This is a genomic window from Paraburkholderia acidicola (assembly GCF_002362315.1).
Classification (GTDB): Bacteria; Pseudomonadota; Gammaproteobacteria; order Burkholderiales; family Burkholderiaceae; genus Paraburkholderia; species Paraburkholderia acidicola.
Map to the genome: position 1 here is coordinate 1,125,693 of NZ_MTZV01000004.1, position 20,158 is coordinate 1,145,850.

The 20,158-nt window shown below is 63.8% G+C and carries 15 protein-coding genes; 9 read left to right on the top strand and 6 right to left on the bottom strand.

All coding sequences use genetic code 11. From position 1 onward, the window contains the following. Positions 1 to 119: 119 nt before the first annotated feature. Positions 120 to 3,701 (top strand): indolepyruvate ferredoxin oxidoreductase family protein, encoded by a 3,582-nt coding sequence (locus tag BWP39_RS15365; RefSeq protein WP_096721517.1) that lies wholly within the window; start codon positions 120 to 122, stop codon positions 3,699 to 3,701. Between the two features lie 75 nt (positions 3,702 to 3,776). Here BWP39_RS15365 and BWP39_RS15370 read toward each other — a convergent pair whose 3' ends face one another. Both BWP39_RS15370 and BWP39_RS15375 read right to left on the bottom strand, forming a co-directional pair. Then, a complete protein-coding gene (locus tag BWP39_RS15370; protein ID WP_096721519.1) occupies positions 3,777 to 4,484 on the bottom strand; it encodes a copper homeostasis protein CutC in 708 nt (235 codons plus the stop codon). Positions 4,485 to 4,523: 39 nt separating this feature from the next. Then, positions 4,524 to 5,801, bottom strand: coding sequence for a sensor domain-containing phosphodiesterase (locus tag BWP39_RS15375; RefSeq protein WP_096722618.1), 1,278 nt, complete (start codon positions 5,799 to 5,801; stop codon positions 4,524 to 4,526). Between the two features lie 386 nt (positions 5,802 to 6,187). Between BWP39_RS15375 and BWP39_RS15380 the strand changes: the two genes are divergently transcribed. Further along, on the top strand, positions 6,188 to 7,852 hold the full coding sequence (locus BWP39_RS15380) for a Na+/H+ antiporter (RefSeq protein ID WP_096721522.1): 1,665 nt from the start codon (positions 6,188 to 6,190) through the stop codon (positions 7,850 to 7,852). Positions 7,853 to 8,021: 169 nt separating this feature from the next. Here BWP39_RS15380 and BWP39_RS15385 read toward each other — a convergent pair whose 3' ends face one another. Further along, the gene (locus tag BWP39_RS15385; protein WP_096721524.1) at positions 8,022 to 9,329 is read right to left on the bottom strand and encodes a solute carrier family 23 protein; all 1,308 of its coding nucleotides are present in this window, start codon (positions 9,327 to 9,329) and stop codon (positions 8,022 to 8,024) included. A gap of 124 nt (positions 9,330 to 9,453) precedes the next feature. After that, positions 9,454 to 10,068 carry a DUF2239 family protein gene (locus tag BWP39_RS15390; RefSeq protein ID WP_235851425.1) on the bottom strand — a complete coding sequence of 205 codons (615 nt, stop codon included), beginning with the start codon at positions 10,066 to 10,068 and terminating at the stop codon, positions 9,454 to 9,456. A gap of 267 nt (positions 10,069 to 10,335) precedes the next feature. On the opposite strand from BWP39_RS15390, the gene BWP39_RS15395 reads away from it, so the two are divergent. Together BWP39_RS15395 and BWP39_RS15400 are read left to right on the top strand one after the other, a co-directional pair. Beyond that, positions 10,336 to 11,094: a GNAT family N-acetyltransferase gene (locus BWP39_RS15395; protein ID WP_096721528.1), complete on the top strand. Its 759-nt coding sequence runs from the start codon at positions 10,336 to 10,338 to the stop codon at positions 11,092 to 11,094. Positions 11,095 to 11,314: 220 nt separating this feature from the next. Further along, the gene (locus tag BWP39_RS15400) at positions 11,315 to 12,106 is read left to right on the top strand and encodes an SDR family NAD(P)-dependent oxidoreductase (RefSeq protein WP_096722619.1); all 792 of its coding nucleotides are present in this window, start codon (positions 11,315 to 11,317) and stop codon (positions 12,104 to 12,106) included. Here the strand turns inward: BWP39_RS15400 and BWP39_RS15405 are convergent. Next, the gene (locus BWP39_RS15405; RefSeq protein WP_096721530.1) at positions 12,093 to 12,659 is read right to left on the bottom strand and encodes a GNAT family N-acetyltransferase; all 567 of its coding nucleotides are present in this window, start codon (positions 12,657 to 12,659) and stop codon (positions 12,093 to 12,095) included. The two genes, BWP39_RS15400 and BWP39_RS15405, sit on opposite strands and share 14 nt — an antisense overlap. A gap of 206 nt (positions 12,660 to 12,865) precedes the next feature. Here BWP39_RS15405 and BWP39_RS15410 point away from each other — a divergent pair, with 206 nt between their 5' ends. Next, positions 12,866 to 13,255 carry a hypothetical protein gene (locus BWP39_RS15410; protein WP_096721532.1) on the top strand — a complete coding sequence of 130 codons (390 nt, stop codon included), beginning with the start codon at positions 12,866 to 12,868 and terminating at the stop codon, positions 13,253 to 13,255. 106 nt (positions 13,256 to 13,361) lie between these two features. Here the strand turns inward: BWP39_RS15410 and BWP39_RS15415 are convergent, their stop codons facing one another. Further along, on the bottom strand, positions 13,362 to 14,615 hold the full coding sequence (locus BWP39_RS15415; RefSeq protein WP_096721534.1) for an MFS transporter: 1,254 nt from the start codon (positions 14,613 to 14,615) through the stop codon (positions 13,362 to 13,364). Positions 14,616 to 14,719: 104 nt separating this feature from the next. Between BWP39_RS15415 and BWP39_RS15420 the strand changes: the two genes are divergently transcribed. The 4 genes from BWP39_RS15420 to BWP39_RS15435 all read left to right on the top strand — a co-directional run bounded on the left by BWP39_RS15420 (position 14,720) and on the right by BWP39_RS15435 (position 20,133). Beyond that, positions 14,720 to 15,607 (top strand): LysR substrate-binding domain-containing protein, encoded by an 888-nt coding sequence (locus BWP39_RS15420; protein WP_096721536.1) that lies wholly within the window; start codon positions 14,720 to 14,722, stop codon positions 15,605 to 15,607. 215 nt (positions 15,608 to 15,822) lie between these two features. Beyond that, complete coding sequence (locus BWP39_RS15425) at positions 15,823 to 18,093, top strand: TonB-dependent hemoglobin/transferrin/lactoferrin family receptor (RefSeq protein ID WP_207556830.1); 2,271 nt, start codon at positions 15,823 to 15,825, stop codon at positions 18,091 to 18,093. Between the two features lie 55 nt (positions 18,094 to 18,148). Next, positions 18,149 to 19,234 carry a hemin-degrading factor gene (locus BWP39_RS15430; RefSeq protein ID WP_096721540.1) on the top strand — a complete coding sequence of 362 codons (1,086 nt, stop codon included), beginning with the start codon at positions 18,149 to 18,151 and terminating at the stop codon, positions 19,232 to 19,234. Then, positions 19,231 to 20,133, top strand: a complete 903-nt coding sequence (locus BWP39_RS15435) for a heme/hemin ABC transporter substrate-binding protein (RefSeq protein WP_096721542.1) — start codon at positions 19,231 to 19,233, stop codon at positions 20,131 to 20,133. The genes BWP39_RS15430 and BWP39_RS15435 overlap by 4 nt, the downstream gene beginning before the upstream one ends. The last annotated feature ends 25 nt before the right edge of the window (positions 20,134 to 20,158 follow it).

Genomic DNA, 20,158 nt, shown 5'->3' on the forward strand with positions numbered 1-20,158 from the left:
TCAGACCGACAGCGCAGCAAGTTAGCAAAAATATTCTCTATTCGGCGCGAAAAAATAGAGTCTCTTTCGCCACGCCCGGGATCGCCCGGCGTGGCGAATGCATAACAGGAGACTCCACAATGACCGCCCGCCTGCCCGTCGACGGAACGCCCGCCCTCTCGGATTACCGTCTGTCGGACAACCTCACCGCTACGCGCGGCCGCATCTTCCTCACCGGTACCCAGGCGCTTGTCCGTCTCGCGCTGATGCAGCGCGACGCCGACCGCGCGCGCGGCATGAACACAGCAGGCTTTATCAGCGGCTATCGCGGCTCGCCGCTCGGCATGGTCGACCAGCAGTTGTGGAAAGCGAAGAAACTGCTCGATAGCCACGACATCCGCTTTCTTCCTGCGATCAACGAAGAACTCGGTGGCACGGCGGTGCTCGGGACACAACGCGTCGAAGCGGACCCGGAGCGCACCGTCGAAGGCGTGTTTGCGATGTGGTACGGCAAGGGGCCAGGCGTCGACCGCGCGGGCGATGCGCTGAAGCACGGCAACGCGTACGGCTCGTCGGCACACGGCGGCGTGCTCGTCGTGGCTGGCGACGACCACGGCTGCGTCTCATCATCGATGCCGCATCAAAGCGACTTCGCGATGATGGCTTGGCACATGCCGGTCGTGAATCCATCGAACGTCGCCGATATGCTCGAATTCGGCCTGTACGGCTGGGCGCTGTCGCGCTACTCGGGCGCATGGGTCGGCTTCAAGGCAATTTCGGAAACCGTCGAATCGGGCTCAACCGTCGATCTCGACGCGCTGCACACCACATGGGACGACCCCAGCGGCTTCGAACCGCCCGCGGGCGGCCTGCACAACCGCTGGCCCGACCTGCCGAGTCTCACGATCGAAGCGCGCCTCGCCGCGAAGCTCGACGCGGTACGGCACTTTGCGCGCACCAACAGCATCGATAAATGGATCGCCCCGAGCCCGCACGCAAACGTCGGCATCGTCACGTGCGGCAAGGCGCATCTCGACCTGATGGAAACGCTGCGCCGGCTCGACGTGACGGTCGCGGACCTCGAAGCGGCAGGCGTGCGGATCTACAAGGTCGGCCTGTCGTTCCCGCTCGAAATGACGCGTATCGACGCGTTCGTCGCAGGTCTCTCCGAAGTACTCGTGATCGAAGAGAAAGGTCCGGTCATCGAGCAGCAGATCAAGGACTATCTGTACAACCGCCAGGAGGGCGCGCGTCCGGTCGTGATCGGCAAGCACGCGCAGGACGGCACGCTGTTGCTGTCGTCGCTGGGCGAACTGCGCCCGTCGCGCATCCTGCCCGTGTTCGCGAACTGGCTCGCGCGCCATAAGCCTGCGCTCGATCGGCGCGAACGCGTGGTCGATCTCGTCGCGCCGCAAATCCTCTCGAACGCCGCCGATGCAGTGAAGCGCACGCCGTACTTCTGCTCCGGCTGTCCGCACAACACCTCAACGAAGGTGCCCGAAGGTTCGATTGCGCAAGCCGGCATCGGCTGCCATTTCATGGCGTCGTGGATGGAGCGCGACACGACGGGCCTGATCCAGATGGGCGGCGAAGGCGTCGACTGGGCCTCGCATTCGATGTTCACGAAGACGCCGCACGTGTTCCAGAACCTCGGTGACGGTACGTACTTCCACTCGGGCATTCTCGCGATCCGCCAGGCAGTCGCGGCGAAAACCAACATCACGTACAAGATTCTCTATAACGATGCAGTCGCGATGACGGGCGGCCAGCCTGTGGACGGCAGCATCTCGGTGCCGCAGATCGCGCGTCAGGTCGAAGCGGAAGGGGTGTCGCGCTTCGTTGTGGTCAGCGATGAGCCGGAGAAGTACGACGGTCATCACAATCTCTTTCCGCAGGGCACGACGTTTCATCACCGGCGCGAACTCGATACCGTACAGCGCCTGCTGCGCGACATTGGCGGCGTCACCGTGCTGATCTACGACCAGACCTGTGCCGCCGAAAAACGCCGGCGCCGCAAGAAAGGCGAATTCCCCGATCCCGACAAGCGTCTCTTCATCAATGAAGCTGTGTGTGAAGGCTGCGGCGATTGCGGTGTGCAGTCGAACTGCCTGTCGGTCGAGCCGGTGGAAACGCCACTCGGCAGAAAACGTCGTATCGATCAGTCGTCGTGCAACAAGGACTACTCGTGCGTGAACGGCTTCTGCCCGAGCTTCGTGACGATCGAAGGCGGCAAGCTGAAGAAAGCCGCGGGCGTCGCATTCGACGTCGAAGCGCTGGCCAAGCGGGTCGATGCGCTCACCGTGCCGATGCCGCAACTCGACGCTGCACCGTACGACATCCTGGTAACGGGCGTCGGCGGGACGGGTGTCGTGACGGTCGGTGCGTTGATCAGCATGGCCGCGCACCTCGAAGGCAAGAGCGCGTCGGTGCTCGACTTCATGGGCTTTGCGCAGAAGGGCGGCTCGGTGCTGTCGTTCGTGCGTTTCGCCGCACGCGACGAATGGCTGAACCAGGTGCGCATCGATACGCAGCAGGCCGACGTTCTGCTCGCCTGCGACATGGTGGTCGGCGCCGGCGCCGACGCATTGCAGACCGTGCGTCATGGCCGCACCCGCATCGTCGTGAACACGCACGCGATTCCAAATGCGACGTTCGTGCAGAACCCCGACGCCAACCTGCATGCGGATGCGCTCTATGAAAAGATGCGTCACGCAGCCGGCGACGAACGCATGTCCGCGTGCGATGCGCAATCGCTAGCCACGCGCTTTCTCGGCGACACGATCGGCGCGAACATCCTGATGCTCGGCTTCGCGTGGCAACTCGGGCTCGTGCCGGTCTCGCTCGGCGCGTTGATGCGCGCAATCGAACTGAACAACGTCGCCGTACCGATGAACCAGCTCGCGTTCGCAGTCGGCCGCCTGGCCGCAGCCGATCCTGGCGCACTCGAAACGCTGTGGCAGGCGCGTCATTCGGCGAAACCGGCAGTGAATCTCGACACGCTCGACCAGTTGATCGCCGATCGCGAAACGCGTCTCGCAAGCTATGGCGGCGCAGCGTACGTGAAGCGTTATCGCGCGCTCGTCGATGCGGCACGCAAGGCCGAAGGCAGCGCCAACGACGACCGTATTGCACGCGCCGTCGCGACGACGTTCTACCGTCTGCTTGCTGTGAAGGACGAGTACGAGGTCGGCCGTCTGCATACGGACAAGGCGTTCCGCGAAGCGCTCGAAGCGCAGTTCGAAGGCGTGGCAGGCAAGGATTTCGGTGTGAAGTTCAACCTCGCGCCGCCGGGACTCGCGCGTTCGAAGCACGGTGAAGTGCCGCGCAAATTGACGTTCGGGCAATGGATGTGGCCCGTGCTCGGTATGCTCTCGAAATGGCGTGGACTGCGTGGCACCATGCTCGATCCGTTCGGTAAATCGCTTGAACGGCGCATGGAACGTGCGCTCGCCGACGATTACGAAAACACCATGCTGCGAGCCTTTAGCGTGTTGCAGCCCGACACCGCCGAAGTCATCGCGAAGCTCGCTGATCTGCATGCACGTGTGCGCGGTTATGGTCACGTGAAGCTGGCGAACCTCGCTGGTGTGAAACGCAGCGAGCGCGATCTGGTTAAGCAACTGCAGATCGATGCGGCGACGTCGGCGGCGGTTCAGCAGGCGCTTGCTGAGGTGAAAGGCGCGGGAACGCTGCGCGGTATTCCAGTAGTCGTCGCAAAGTGAGCGCGAAGTGAGTGCGGAGTAAGCGACAATGCGCGCGCCGTGCAGTCTGCGGCGCGCGCTGTCATGTCATGTTGATCAAGTCACCGCGTCGAGCAACACCCTGACGCGCGCCACCTGCTGCGGATCGACCGGCGCAAGACCGCTGCCACCGATCCGCACACCCGAACCAAAGTGCACCGCCGCGACGCCGGTCGTGCGCACGAAGCCGGCGATTGCATCGACGGTTAGCCCAGCGCCCGCAAGTACCGTGCAATGCGATCCCGCTGATTGCTGCACGAGCATCCGGATCGTATCGGTCGCGTCCAGCACCGAAGGTTTGCCGCCCGACGTCAGCACATTCGTTACGGCTTTGAAGCCGAGCAGCGTATCGAATGCTTCGGCGAGATCGCGTGCTTCGTCGAACGCGCGATGAAACGTGACGGCCAAACCATCGGCAGCATCGATCAACCGCGCCACCCCCTCTCGATCGATCTCACGCGCTGGCGTCAGCATGCCGGTGACGATGCCGTGCGCACCCGCTGCAACAATCGCGCGAACATCGCGTGTCATCACGGCAAGGTCATGCGCGTCGAAAACAAATGAACGGCTATGCGGACGCACGATCACGTTCACCGGAATCGTCACGGCCTCGACCACCGCTTCGATCAGTCCGATACTCGGTGTGAGGCCGCCTTCGCCCATCGCGGTAACGAGTTCGAGCCGGTCAGCACCGGCCTGCGCGGCAAGCCGCGCGTCGGCGACAGTCGTCGCGATGACTTCGAGCAGAACAGGAGTAACAGGCATAACGGATCGTCGTCTTCGGAACAGAAAGACGACATGATCTCAGATGCGCGCCTCATCGAGCCAGTCGATGTCGCCGCACAGCACGCAGGTCTCATCACCAATGCGCGTCGCCACCGATAGCGTCACACAAGGCATCGCTTCGTTGATCGACAGATACGGGCGCGTCACGTGTACACGCTCGGGTGCCGCAATCGCCGCGCGAAAGTACGGCCGACGCAGCCAGTTCGCGCCCTGCGCATCGGCGAGCGGCAGAAAACGTGTTTCGTGTGCCGCACGATCCGCGCGCAGCACGACGTTGCGCCCCGACTGCCGACCGTTCGCATCGAGCAAAAAGCAACGCGCCGCGTGATCGAGTGCGAGAAAATTCCAGCACACCTCATCGAGCGCTTCGCCGGCGCTCAGGCGCTCGGCGGCCCGTTCGAAGGCGCGCACATACGGCGCGAGGCGAGCCGCGTTCTGCCGCTCGCGCGCTTCGGTCTGGATGCGGTGGCGCTCGGTCAGCTCGCCGATGCACTGCGCGGACTGCACGCTGTCCGCCACACCCGGGTTCGGGCGGCCGAAGAAAAAACCCTGCACGAAATCCGCGTTGCACGCGAGCGCCATCTGCGCTTCGTGTTCGGTCTCGACACCTTCGATCAGCACGAGCTTGCCCGCTTCGTGCAGCAGCGCAACGAGCCCAGGCAGGATCGCCGCCATGTCCGCACGATGCGCGGCGTGCGACAGCATGACCCGGTCGAGCTTCACGATGTCGGGATTCAACTGCCAGATGCGTTCGACGTTCGAATGGCCCGCGCCGAAATCGTCGAGTGCGATCAGGAAGCCGCGCTCGCGGAATTGACGCACGGCATCGGCCAGACGTTCGATGTCTTCGGCCCGTTGCTCGAGCACTTCGAGCACGATGCGGCGCGGCGAGATATCGAGCCGCCGCAGATTCGCGAGCAACGCGGCGGAATGGTAGGGATCGGTGAGCGCACCGGGGTGCACGTTGAGAAACAGCCATTCGCGCTCGGCCCCGAGCACCTTGAAGTTTTCCAGGTGCAGCGCCTGGGCGAGCCGGTCCACCTGCAGCACTTCGCCGAGACGCGCGGCCTGGCCGAATACGTCGAGCGGCGATACCGGGCGGTCGAGTGCATCGTGCGCGCGCAGCAATCCTTCATAACCGACCGCCCGCATATGCGACAGACTGAAGATCGGTTGAAATACGCTGGTGAGCGTGAGCTCGCCGTGCTGCACCGAATAGCGTTCGAACCCCGAGGTCACTGACAGCTCGAAGCCGTGCGGCCCCACGGCCGTCCTTTCCTGTTGCGCAATCGTCATGCATTCCTCTCGAGCGAGAGCAGCACCCATGCAGTCCGCATGGAACGGGGCACGGTGTCTGTTCTCGAAATGTGCGTCATCGATACAGGTTAAGCAAGCTCCATGCGCACAGCGGACCACGCGTTGGCGAAATTTGCAATGAAGCCTGCACCGCCCGTAAGGTTCGTGCGTCGGGCGAGGGCGTTCACTGCACCGCAACAGTGCGCAGCGAGTATTGTGGTCCCTTATGCACGCTGCCTGTTTCCGTAAGCGCCGGGCCGTAGCGGTCTGTGTGTTTTGCACCGGACCGCCATCGCATCGGGCTACACTGCCGGCACCACTGCCTTTCAATTTCACTGGCCGCCCACGTGCGGCGTTCCGTTAAACGGTCGCTTCCGACTCCGCCCATGGAAATTGTCTTTACCGTTCTGATCCTGTTGCTCGCCGTCGCCGTCTCCGGCATCGCGGTCCGGCTCTTGCCGTTTTCGCTACCGCTTCCGCTGATGCAGATCGCCATCGGCGCCGTGCTCGCGTGGCCAGTGCTCGGCCTGCATGTCACGTTCGATCCCGAGATCTTCATGCTGCTGTTCATTCCGCCGCTGCTGTTCGCGGACGGCTGGCGCATCCCGAAGCGCGAATTCTTCATGCAGCGTCGCGCGATCCTGATGCTCGCGCTCGGGCTCGTGTTCATGACCGTGCTCGCGGTCGGCTACTTCATCCATGCGCTGGTGCCGGAGATTTCGCTGCCGGTCTCCTTCGCACTCGCCGCAGTGCTGTCGCCGACCGATGCGGTGGCGCTGACCGGTATCGCGGGCAAGAACCGGCTTCCGGCGCAACTGATGCATATCCTCGAAGGCGAAGCGCTGATGAACGACGCATCCGGTCTCGTCGCGCTCAAGTTCGCGGTCGCAGCTGCGTTGACCGGCGTGTTCTCGCTACGCGAAGCGTCGATCAGTTTCGTGCTGATCGCCTCCGGCGGACTCGCGACGGGCATCGCTGTCACCTGGCTCTTCAGCTTCGTGTCGGCGCATTTTCTGAACCTGTCGGCCGAAGGCGACCCGGCGCCCGGCGTGGTCATGACGCTGCTGATTCCGTTCGCCGCCTATCTGTTCGCCGAGCATTTCGAGTGCTCGGGCATTCTCGCGGCGGTCTCCGCGGGCATGATGATGAACTACACGAAGCTCGCCGAAGCCGCTGCTGTCGCGACCCGTATGCGCATGGCGAGCACGTGGACGATGATCGATTTCGTCTTCAACGGGATGGTGTTCATTCTGCTCGGGCTGCAGTTTCCGCACGTGCTCGGCCGTGCGCTGCTCGATGCGCATCACACCAGTAACGCGCAGGTGTGGAAACTGCTCGGCTACGTTGCGGCAGTCGCGCTCGCGCTGTACGCGATGCGTTTCGTGTGGGTGTGGCTGCTGCGCTGGTTCGCGAGCCGCGGCGCGGCGAAACGCGGGGTCGAAAGCGCGGTGCCGGGGCTGCGCACCGTGTCGGTCACGACGGTGGCCGGCGTACGCGGGGCTGTCACGCTGGCAGGCGTTCTGTCGCTGCCGGTCGCGCTCGACGACGGCACTGCGCTGCCGGGGCGCGATACCGCGATCTTCATCGCGTCGGGCGTCATTCTGCTGTCGCTGCTTGTAGCAGTGGTCGCGTTGCCGCTACTGCTGCGCGGCTGGCGGCGCGGGCGCGATCCGAATGCGGCTGAGGAGCGCCTCGCGCGTACACGCGGCGCGCAGGCGGCGATTCGTGCCGTCGACGATCTGCATGAGACCGCTACCGCCGATCTCGACGAATCGGCGGCAGCTTACTGCACTGACGTCACCGCACGCGTGATGGACATCTACCGACGCAGGCTCGTCACGCTGACCGACGAGAAGGAAACCGGCGAAGCGGCGCGCACCGCCGAAGCGCTCGAATTCCGTATGAAGCTCACGGCGATGCGCGCGGAACGTGCGACGCTGCTTGGGTTGCGCAGCACGCAGGAGATCAACGACGAAACGCTGACCAAATTGATGCGCGAAGTAGATCTCGCGGAAACGGCACTGACGAGTCGTAACCGCGGTAAAGGCTGAACGGCGCGGCGTTCAGCGTCGTGCCCGATGCACGCGCGGCGCATCGAAACACGGCGTGCTGCTCAGGCAGCAGTGCAGCGTCGAGTCTGATGCGCGCAACGCGGCGGATCACCGCGTCGTGTGCAGGTATCGGCATCGGTACAGCGTCGTGCCCGATGCCCGCGGCCCTTTACACGACAGGGTCCTGTACAGGCTTACGGCGCAACAACGCATACAGCACGATCGCACCGAACGTCGCCGTCCCGATGCCACCAAGCGCGAAGCTGCCCAGTTTCAACGAGAAGTCACCTGCCCCGAGCACGAGCGTGACCGCGGCCACGATCAGGTTGCGGTTGTCGGAGAAGTCGACCTTGTTGACAACCCAGATGCGCGCGCCCGTCACCGCGATCAACCCGAACACCACGATCGATACACCGCCGAGCACCGGCCCCGGAATCGTCTGGATCACCGCGCCGAATTTCGGCGAGAAGCCGAGAATCAGCGCGATCACCGCGGCGACGACGAACACCAGCGTCGAATAGATTTTCGTCACGGCCATTACGCCGATGTTTTCCGCGTAGGTCGTAACACCCGTGCCGCCCGCGAAACCTGACACGACCGTCGCGAGACCATCGCCGATAAACGCCCGGCCGACGTAGCGATCGAGATTGTGGCCCGTCATCGCACTGACCGCCTTGATGTGTCCGAGGTTTTCGGCGACGAGAATCACGGCGACCGGTGCGAGCAGGGTCATCGCCTGTGCGTTGAATACCGGTGCGGTGAAATGCGGCATGCCGAACCACGCAGCCTGCGCGACGATCGAGAAATCGATGGGTTTGCCGAACCCGAGGCCGTTCGTCACGACCGCGTAGATTGCATAGGCGATCAGCAGGCCGACGAGAATCAGCAAGCGTTGCAGCATGCCGCGCGCGAACACCGCGACGCCGCCCACGCACAGCACGGTCACGAGTGCCATCCACGATTCGAACGCGCTGCCGCTCACGCCGTGTACAGCGATCGGCGCGAGGTTCAGCCCGATCACCGCGACGATCGCCCCGGTCACGACCGGCGGCAGCAAAGTCTCGATCCAGTTCGTGCCGATCGCCGACACGATGGCGCCGATGATCGCGTACACCACACCGCACGCGATGATCCCGCCCAGCGCAAGCCCAATGTTCGGATTCGGGCCGTGCCCCGTATAGCCGGTGATCGCAATCACGAGTCCGATGAACGCGAAGCTCGAGCCGAGATAGCTCGGCACCCTGCCACCGACCATCACGAAGAACAGCAACGTGCCGACGCCGGACATGAAGATGCACAGGTTCGGATCGAAGCCCATTAGCAGCGGTGCAAGCACCGTCGAGCCGAACATCGCGACGACGTGCTGGATGCCCATGGCGATCATCTGCGGCCAGGGCAACCGCTCGTCAGGACCGACGATGCGACCCGCGGCGGCATCCGGTTGCGCGCGCCAGCGCGGGAAATAAGTATTGGCCACGGCGAGAGGTCTCCTTTTTATACGCGGGATGATCCTGGGCAGCGCCGTGAAAACAGCGCTGTTGTGAATTACGCGCGAGTGTACGGAGTGGGAATCGTGCTGACAAGCCGGGGGGACCTGCTCCTCAGCGCACGGCGAACGCGCCGTCCGCCAATCGTCTCGCGTGCTCGCGCACGTCGGCTGGCCACGCTGCGAGCAGCTTGTCGAAGCGCGTGCGGTCGTTTGCATACAGCGCGCGCGTCGCTTCTTCGTAGCCGCGCAGGTTGCCGGCCAGCGCGGTCATGAACCGGTAGGTCGACTCCTGCGCAGCGCGTACGCGGTCCTTGTCCTCGCTCGCGAGCCGCGCGGCGTCGACGAGCTTGCGCAGCGCAACCGATGCACCGCCCGACTGCTCGTTCAACCAGTCCCAGTGACGCGGCAGCAGCGTGATCTCGCGCGCCACTACACCGAGCTTCGGCCGGCCACGGCCGCGCGGTGCTGCGTCGACGGGTTCCTGATCTGCGTTTGCGGACGGCTCGGCCTCCGGCTCCGTGCCGGCGAGTCTTGCGCGCACGTCGTCGACGGTGCCGCGCAGATCGAACTCGACGGGCTGGCTGGTCAGGTCGTCGAAGACCAGGATGGATGCCTGCTCACCCTGCCCGGCCAGCTTCTTCAGCGCCACAGCCACCTCTTGCCGGCTGCCCGCCGCAATCCTTCGCACGCCTTCGAACGCTGTACACGTCGTTGCCTGTCGATTCACGTACCACTCCTTTAGCCGTCGATTGCGCCGAATTATACCCGGGTATAAAAAAGATGCCACGGCAATTTGCATCGGCGACCGGCGCGTGCAGCGCTGCGTCGACCAGGGGGCAGCTCAGGCTGGCCCCAGCGTGCCCGCACCGATTGGCTCTAAAACCGCGACAACGATGGCCGTATGCTGTCGACACAAAACCGCATACCCGTTTAGCAGGCCGGTCTGCATGAAACCCCGCCCACCTGCTCGCCGCCACACCACAAGGAGCTACGCTTGAAACCGCTGCAGAACGAATACGGCCAGTCGATCGGCGCGCCCGTGCCGAACTGGCAAGGCGCACAGACACCCGCACACGTCACGCTCACCGGACGTTATGCGCGTCTCGAACCGGTGAACGTCGCGCGCCACGCACGCGACCTGTACGAGGCCCACGCCAAAGCCGCCGACGGGCGTATCTGGACCTACCTCGCAGTAGGCCCGTTCGATTCGTTCGAAGCCTGGAAGGCGCACTTCACGAAGATGACCACGCTCACCGATCCGCTGCATTTCGCGGTGATCGATCTGGCGAGCGGCAAGGCGGTCGGCACGCTGGCGCTGATGCGCATCGACAGCGCGAACGGTTCGATCGAGGTCGGCCACGTCACTTACTCGCCGCTGCTCCAGAAGAGCCGCACTGCAACCGATGCGATGTATCTGACGATGAAGCATGTGTTCGAAGACCTCGGTAATCGACGCTTCGAATGGAAATGTGACGCGCTGAATGCGCCGTCGCGTGTCGCCGCCGCGCGGTACGGATTCACGTACGAGGGGCTGTTCCGGCAAGTGGTTGTCTACCGGGGACGCAATCGCGACACGGCATGGTTCTCGATTATCGATAACGAATGGCCCGCCATCCGGCAAGGCTTCGAGGACTGGCTCGCCGCCGATAACTTCACCGTCGACGGACAGCAGGTCGCTCGGCTCGCTGATTTGATTGCGGCGCGGCGTTCTGCTGCGGACGGTACGGCCGATACCGCCGATACCGCCGGCTAACCAGCAACAGTCTGCGCGGTGTTCGCTGCGCAGACTGTTTCGCTGCAGACGTTTTCTCCTCGTACATCCCACGCGGTTCTCTGTCCGGCGGCGTTCTGCTGTCGCGCACCTCACCACTCACCTCGCACCGTTTCGCGGTAGTAACTGCATGCCCTATGATGAGCAGGCACATCGCGCCGTCGTGCAGCCGGACAACTCAAACATCGAAGGAGACACCCCAATGGACCTGCATCTACGCGGAAAAGTCGCGGTACTGACAGGCGCGAGCGTCGGCATCGGACTCGCCGTAGCCGAGAGCTTCGCAGCCGAAGGCGTCAACCTCGTGCTCGCCGCGCGCACCGCCGACCGCCTCGAAGCCGCAGCCGCGCAGATCGCGACACAGCACGGCGTGCGGACCGTGCCGGTTGCCTGCGATGTCGCCACCGTCGAAGGCGTCGACCGTCTCGTGCAGGCGACCATAGACGCGTTCGGCGGCGCAGACATCCTGTTCAACAACGCAGGCACCGGCAGCAACGAAACGATCATGAACGCGCCGGACGAAAAATGGCAGGCGTACTGGGACCTGCACGTGATGGCCGCCGTGCGGCTCGCGCGCGGTCTCGTTCCGTCGATGAAGCAGCGCGGCGGCGGTGCGATCCTGCACAACGCGTCGATCTGCGCCGTGCAGCCGCTCGGCTACGAGCCGATCTACAACGTCACCAAGGCCGCGCTGATGATGTTCTCGAAGAACCTCGCGAACGAGCTGATCGGCGACAACATCCGCGTCAACACGATCAACCCGGGCCTCGTGCTGACACCCGACTGGATCAAGACCGCAAAGCAGCTCACGAGCGATTCCGGCGGCGACTGGGAAGGTCATCTGCAGCAGGTCGCCGACCATCACGCGCCGATCCGGCGCTTCGCGACGCCAGCCGAGCTGGCGGACTTCATCGTCTTTCTGTGCTCGGAGCGGGCGAGCTATAGCGTCGGTTCGACGTACTTCGTCGATGGCGGAATGCTCAACACGGTGTGAGCGGCGGGCCTTCCATATGGATGTCTTCGGGCTCCAGCGCGAATAGCTGCGGGTCCGGCTGCGCACTCACCACGAAGCCGAGCCGCAGATAAAAATCGATCGTGCTCACGGAAGGCGTCGCCGATGCATACAGGCGGCGCGCGCCGACCTGCACCGCATGCGCCTGTGCCGCGCGGTACAACTGCATGCCCGCGCCGCGGCCGCGATACGCGCAACTCACGTGCAGGAACTTCAGTTGCAGCATGTCCGCGTTCGGACCGAGCCAGCGACTATCGACGATCGTCGCACCGATCAACCGCTCGCCATCGAAGAGCCCCGCGCACCAGCCACCACGGTCGTAGCAGTCGAGCAGTATCGGCGTGTAATGCTCCGCCTCGCCTTCGGGCCAGCCGTGCATGTCGTAGAACTCGGGGTAACGCTCCAGCTGTCCGTCTTTGAGGCGGTACAGATGGTGGATCACCTCGCTGCGATCGATGGTCCAGACCCGTACCAGTTCCTCGCGCTGCAGTTCGCGGAGGGTAAAAGACGGTGGTGTGAGAGAAGCACGGGTCATGAATTCAGGCGGCGTTGGATGCCAGAAAAGTGCCGGGAAAAATGCTGGAAAAAAGGCGCAAAAAGAATGTTCGCAGCGTCTGCTGCGGGAGCGCAGGATAGCATTTGCGCGAGGCCATCCGTTGTATGTCCGCGTAGTACGCTACGACAATCATGGGCTGCGCACCCACCGTTGCCTCAAACCCGCGCTGTAAATGCGACGAGTGTATGAAAAAAGACAGCACACCGAGACGTATAGTCAGCCTGATTGCCTCTATCGTCGTCCCAATCGTGGGCGTGATTCTCCTGGGTCGCAGGGGAGTCGGTCTCATCGTCTATGAAGGCGAGCTGGCAAGAGAACTCTTCTCGGACTTTGGACTGCATGGTTGGGCGTTGACCGCCGTACCGCTGTTGTGCGCTTTCGTCGCGGGATGGTTCGGATGGCGCTATTTTTACGGCAGGTGGCGCGTCATGGCGCTACTCACTTGCGCGGCCTTTATCGGAGACATGACGTTACACGTCGTCGCGCCCAACCTCGAGGAGCGGATTCGACAGTTCGGGCGACCCGTTTGCGAGATGAGCGACGACGGCACGCACGATATCAACTGCTCACCTTGAGCGCCGCGTGTACGCATGCAGTCGTGGCAAACACGTGGGCTCGTTGAAGGGTTTCGCTCGCTCGCAGAAACGAACGCTCCTCGACCGGGCTATGCGCCCAGTTGATCTACGCCTGCGACTCCCGCGGCTGCACCGTCACCCGCAGCCCGCGCGCCGGCATGAAGTACCACACCGCACACGCCGCCTGCATCACGATCAGCACCGCCCACACGCTCTGATGCGCAACCACCGGATAGTGTCCGTCGTGCGCAGGCCAGTGGCCGAGCGCCGCGCCGATGACAACCTGCAGCACGAAGATCGCGAGAAAGATCACCAGCGTGAAGGTCGTATTGACGCGACCGACCATCCGCACCGGAAAGTGCCGCGCGAGCACCGTGTAGGTCAGGATGCCCGTACCGCCGAGCGCACCGTAAGCCGCCCACAACACCGGTTCGGGCAACGGCACGCGCGCAGCGATCGCAGCCTGCACGAGCACGAACGACAACATCGTCAGACCAGAAAACAGCTGCACGCTGACGCCGCGCCGCTCGAGCGTGCGAGCCAGCGCGCCGAAGCCGACATTGCCGACGATAAACGCCGCCCCCAGCACCGACACGAGAAACGCGGCGCCCGCAGCGGCGTTGCCAGGCGACAGCGGCATCACGACATCGCGCAGAAAAGCGCCGACCCACAGCGACTGCATCGCGTAGAACACGCTCTGCGTGAGCCCGGAGAACATGGCCAGCTTCCAGAACGCGTGGCTCTTCAAGATGTGCAACGTGCCCTTGAATTGCTCGAACATGCCGGCCTGGTGATGGGTGTCGCGTACGTTCGGCGCGAACACATACAGGTTCGCTGCGACGATCGTCGTGAAGATCGCGAGCCCGATGCAGATGATGCGCCAGCTCGCCACCGTCAGCAGCCACGACAGCGGCGTGCCGACCACGACGCCGCCCAGCCCGCCGACCGCCATCACGAGCCCATTGACGAGTGTCAGTTGCGCCGCCGGAAAGTGCTGCGCGGTCGCCTTGAACGCGCCGCCCAGGCACACCGATACGCCGACGCCGATCAGGGCACGGCCGATCATCATCGTCGGTAGCGTGTGTCCGGTGCCGAAGATCAGGATGCCGACGGCCGCGATCAACATCACGCAGGCGGTCACGCGACGCGGTCCGAAATGATCGAGCAGCACGCCCGCCGGAATCTGCGCGCCGGCAAAACCGAGGAAGTAAAGGCTCGTCAGCGTGCCGAGATCGGTCGCGGAAAAACCGAGGTCGTGCATCAGGAACGGCGCAAAGCCGAGGTTCACGCCGCGGTACAAATAGGAGACGAAGTACGCGAGCGCGAATACCGCGAAAACGCGCAGTCTGGTGGAGGTCATGATGCGGACAGCCCGGGTCGAATAGCAGGGTTCGATTATTCGCGAGTATCGGCAGCGGAGCCAGCGAGAGATTTAGACGGCAATTGTGAGTAGAATTTGACGTCATGCCGACTCCCATTCCTCCGCTACAGGCACTGCGTGCGCTCGAAGCGGCAGCGCGCCGCCGTAGTTTCAGCCGTGCCGCCGAAGAACTTCATTTGACGCACAGCGCGATCAGCCACCATCTGCGAGGGCTCGAAGCGCAGCTCGGCGTCGAGCTGTTTCGCCGCGCCGGCGCACGCATGATCCCGACCGCGGCAGGCGCCCAACTGGCGGATCGCGTGCGGCACAACCTCGACGACCTGCGCGAGGCGCTCGATGCGGCACGGCGCGGCGTCGGAGCGGCAGGCGTGACGCGGCTCGAACTGAGCGGGATGTCCGACTTCCTGTCGGTCTGGCTGATTCCGCGGCTCGGCGACTTCTACGAAACCCATCCGCTGATCGACCTGTCGCTGCACATGCACGCGAACGTCGTGCCGCCCGATCCGTATTCCGTCGATATCGGCATCTGGCATCGACGGGTGGACGAGCCAGGGTTCCTCGCCCGCAAGCTGCTCGACGACCAGGTGATTGCCGTGTGCAGCCCGACACTGCTCGCGCGCTACCCGGCGTTTCGCATCGAAGACCTGCCGGAGATGCCGCTGCTGCGCTTTTCGCGGCGCTCATGGCGCGACTTCTTCGAGGCAGCCGGTATCGCCGCCGACGAACCCGATCGCGGGCCGATGTTCGACGACGCCGGTTTGTTGCTGCAGGCGACCGTCGCCGGGCAAGGCGTTGCGACCGCGCGCCTGCAACTGGCGCGCGCATTTCTCGAGCGCGGCGAACTGGTCCAGCTCGGTCACGTGAGAATCCCCGCTTCGCTCGACTACTACTTCACCTGGCGCGAAGGCCATCCGCGCGAAGCGACGATCCAGCAGTTCTATCGGTGGCTGAAAACGCAGCTCGCCCGCTGACGTTTGCCGGACCGCCCGCCCGTCACGAGCCCGTCGCGACCCGCTTGATACGTACCCGCGCCGCCCGTAGTGGCCTTATTGACAATGATTCTCATCTTCAATAAAGTCATCAGGCTTTACTTACATCTACCATTCAGCCTGCGCAGCAGGTGCCAGCCAGGTGCTCTCGTTCACCCAGCCAGTCATACGGGTTTGTTTGATCGGGAGAACCACACGTGCATCACATTCATCTGGCGCGGCGGCCGCTGTCCGCCATGCTGTCCGGCGTCGTTAGCATCGGGGTGATCGGCGCCTCGTCCGCGCATGTCTACGCGGCCACTGACGCCACCACGCCACCGCAGGACAACACCCCCACGCCGCGCAACGAGCGCATGCTCGATCCGGTCACCGTCACCACCACACGCACGGCGACCAGCCAAAGCCACACGGCCGCGAGCGTATCGGTGATCACCGCCGACGATCTCGAAGAACAGCAAGCCACCGACATCAAGGACGCACTGCGTTACGAGCCGGGCGTCACCGTGCGGCGTACCGCGTATCGCCCGGTCTCAGCCGCGCAGGGCGGCGGCCGCGACGGCGATTCGAGCATCAACATTCGTGGCCTCGAAGGCAATCGCATCCTGCTGATGGAAGACGGTATCCGTCTGCCGTATTCGTTCTCGTTCGGTCCGCTCGAAGCGGGTCGCGGCGACTACGCGGACATCGGCACGCTGGAGCGTCTCGAGATCCTGCGCGGCCCGGCCTCGACGCTATACGGTAGCGATGGGCTGACGGGCGCGGTCAACTTCATCACGAAGAATCCGCAGGATCTGCTCGACACGTACGGCAAGAAAACCTATTTTTCCGTGCGACCGAACTACGATTCCAGCGACCGCAGTTTTGGTGCGACCGTCTCGGCGGCAGGCGGCAACGATCTTGTGCAAGGCATGGTGATCGCCGATGGTCGTCGTGGCCACGAACTCGATAGCAATGGCAGCAACAACAGCGCCGGCCCCAACCGCACCACGGCGAATCCGCAGGACACGTACACCGAAACGCTGCTCGGCAAGCTGGTCGTCAAGCCCACCGCGCACGACACGTTCAAGTTCACCGCCGAAACCGTCCGCCAGCGCATCGATACAAACGTGCTGTCGGCGATCAATCCGCCGACCACACTCGGACTTACCGACAACAGCAAGCTCGAGCGCAACCGCTACAGCCTCGACTACGACTTCAACGACGATAGCGCGCGCTTCTTCCAGACTGCGCACGTGCAGTTCTATTACCAGGACGCGTCGCAGAACCAGAAGTCGTACGAGACACGTGGCTCGCAGCCTTCGCGGTCGCGCGACAACGAGTACAAGGAACGGCTGTTCGGTGGCTCGGCGTTTGCGGAGAGCCGTTTTCGCACCGGCATCCTGACGCACAAGCTGCTGTATGGCGGCGACGGCAGCATCGATCGCATCACGAATCTGCGCAACGGCACGGTGCCCGGTGTGGGCGAAGCACCGTTTCCAAACAAGGCGTTTCCCGATACCGACTACCGGCTGCTCGGCGCCTTCGTGCAGGATCAGATCAGCTATGGCGCGCTGACGGTCACGCCCGGGTTGCGCTTCGACACCTACCGGCTCAGCGCGAAAACCGGCGATCCACGCTATCTCGGCACGCCGGTCTCGTCGAGCGACAGCGCGTTGTCGCCGCGTCTTGCCGTGCTCTACGAAGTGTCTCCCGCGCTGATTCCGTATGCGCAGTACGCGCACGGCTTCCGCGCACCATCGCCGGATCAGGTGAACAACAGCTTTGCGAATCCGGTGTTCGGCTACACCTCGATCGGCAATCCGAACCTGAAACCCGAAACCAGCGATACCTTCGAAATCGGTCTGCGCGGCAAGCTCGGCACCGGGCTCGGACCGCTGCGCTATAGCGCGGCAGCATTCACCGGACGCTATCGCGACTTTATTTCGCAACAGGTTATCGGCGGGACGGGGCGGCCGAACAATCCGCTCGTGTTTCAGTACGTCAACTATGCGAAGGCGTCGATTCACGGCTTCGAAGGTCGCGCCGAATGGATGTTGCCGCACGGCTTCTCGGTGAAGACCGCGATGGCGTTCACCAAAGGCAGCGTCGACAACAACGGCACGCCGAGCCTGCCGCTCGACACGATCAATCCGTTTTCCGCGGTGTTCGGCGTGCGCTACGAACCCAGCGAACGCTGGTTTGCGCAAGCCGATCTGCTGTATCAGGCCGCGAAGAAATCGAGCGATATCACGCCGAAGAACTGCAACTCGCAGACCTGCTTCGCACCGCCTTCGTCGCTGGTCGTCGATCTGCGCGGCGGCTATCGCTTCAGCAAACACGTCATCGGTTACGCCGGCATCTACAACCTGTTCGACCGCAGGTACTGGAACTGGTCCGACGTGCGCGGCATCGCCGATGCATCGCCGATCAAGGACGCGTACACCGCGCCCGGCCGCAACCTCACCGTCAGCATGAAAGTCGACTTCTGACCAATCTCCGACGATCTAGCGCTATCGATTACCCCAACCCCGCGAGGACTACGCCATGTTGAATACCGCCCACTCCGAACCGTCATCGCTCGCGCAGTTGCGGCGCGACTTCCTGCACACGAAGGACACGCAGAAGCTGCGCAACCGCGAGGCCGCGCATGCGCTCGGTGTAAGCGAAGGCGAGGCAATCGCGGCGTTTGTCGGGGCGCATGTGGTGCGACTCAAGCCGTCGTTCGTCGAACTCTTCGAGGACGTGCCGCGGCTCGGCCTCGTGATGGCGCTGACGCGCAACGAGGCAGCGGTGCATGAGAAAGACGGACCGTATGTCGACATGAGCCACGACGGGCCGGTGGGGCTTGCGCTTGGCACTGCCATCGATCTGCGGATCTTCTATCACGCGTGGGCGTCGGGATTTGCCGTGCGCGACGAGACGGCGCACGGCGTGCAGAAGAGCCTGCAGTTCTTCGATGCGCAGGGGCACGCGGTGCACAAGGTGTTTCTGCGCGAGCACAGCGATCATGCGGCGTTCGATGCGTTCGTCGAGCGCTGGGCGATGGCGGATCAGGTCGCGGGTTTGCTCGTCGAGCCAGCACCACTCCGTGCGGAGCCGCGTCCCGATAGCGACATCGATGTGCCGGGTTTTCATGCCGCGTGGCAGGCGATGACCGACACACATCAGTTCTTCGGACTGTTGCGCAAGTTCGGACTTGCGCGCACCCAGGCGTTGCGTCTTGCCGAACGGAGCAACGCTTATCCGGTTGCGTGCGACGTGGTGCAAAGCGTGCTTGAAGGTGCGGCCGAAACAAAGCTGCCGATCATGGTGTTCGTCGGCAATCGCGGCATGATCCAGATTCACTCGGGGCCGGTGCATACGATCCGCACGATGGGTCCGTGGCTAAACGTCCTCGATCCTGGTTTCAATCTGCATCTACGCGCGGATCTCATCGCGAGTGCGTGGGTCGTGCGCAAGCCGACCAGCGATGGCGTCGTCACGTCGCTCGAACTCTTCGACGAGCAGGGCGAAAACATCGCGATGCTGTTCGGTGCGCGGAAGCCGGGAACGCCGGAACTTGAGGGATGGCGCGCGTTGGTCGGTAGGCTTACGCCGCTTGAAGCGCTGGCATCTGGAGTGACAGCATGAGCGCGAAACGTTTCGATCCGCAACGGCGCGGTGTGTTGATCGGCGGTGGCGCATTGCTTTTGACCACGGCGGTCGGCGTACGGGCGCAGACATCGCATGAACGTCGCGTGATCGTGATTGGCGGTGCGCTCGCGGAGACCATCTATGCGCTCGGCGCACAGGACGGCTCGCACGGCACGCTGGTCGGCGCCGACACCACCTGCACGTATCCCGCCGCCACACGCAACCTGCCGAAAGTCGGCTATCAGCGCGCACTGTCGACTGAAGGGCTGCTGTCGTTGCGGCCCGATCTCGTGCTCGCCTCCGCCGAAGCGGGGCCGCCTTCGGTGCTCGACCAGGTGAAGCAGGCCGGCGTCGAAGTCGTGCTGTTTGCGGAACATCACGATGTGGATACGGTACGCGGCAAGATCGACGGGATTGCGAAAGCACTCGATGCAGACGCCGCCGGTCGCGCGCTGCGCAGCCGTTTCGACGACGCGTGGCAGGGCGCGCGTGCGAGCGTCGATGCTTCGTCGCTGGCGCGCAAGGCTGCGAAGACAAGCGTGCTGTTTGTGATGAACCAGTCGGGCAATCAGGCGATGGTCGCTGGCCAGAACACCGCCGCCGATGCGATGCTGCGCTATGCCGGTGTGGGCAATGCGATGCAGGGCTTCAACGGCTATCGACCGCTGTCGCCGGAAGCGCTCGTCGCTGCGGCACCCGACATCGTGCTGACCACCGACGAAGGCGTACAGGCTGCAGGTGGCAGCGCTGCGATGCTCGCGGCGCCTGGGTTCGCGACGACGCCGGCGGGACGCGCGTCGCGCATCGTGTCGCTCGATGCGTTGTTTCTGCTCGGCTTCGGACCGCGCCTGCCCGCTGCGGTGACGACCCTCAATCAACGACTCGCGAACGCATGACCCGTGCACTTGGCGCGCGATCGCG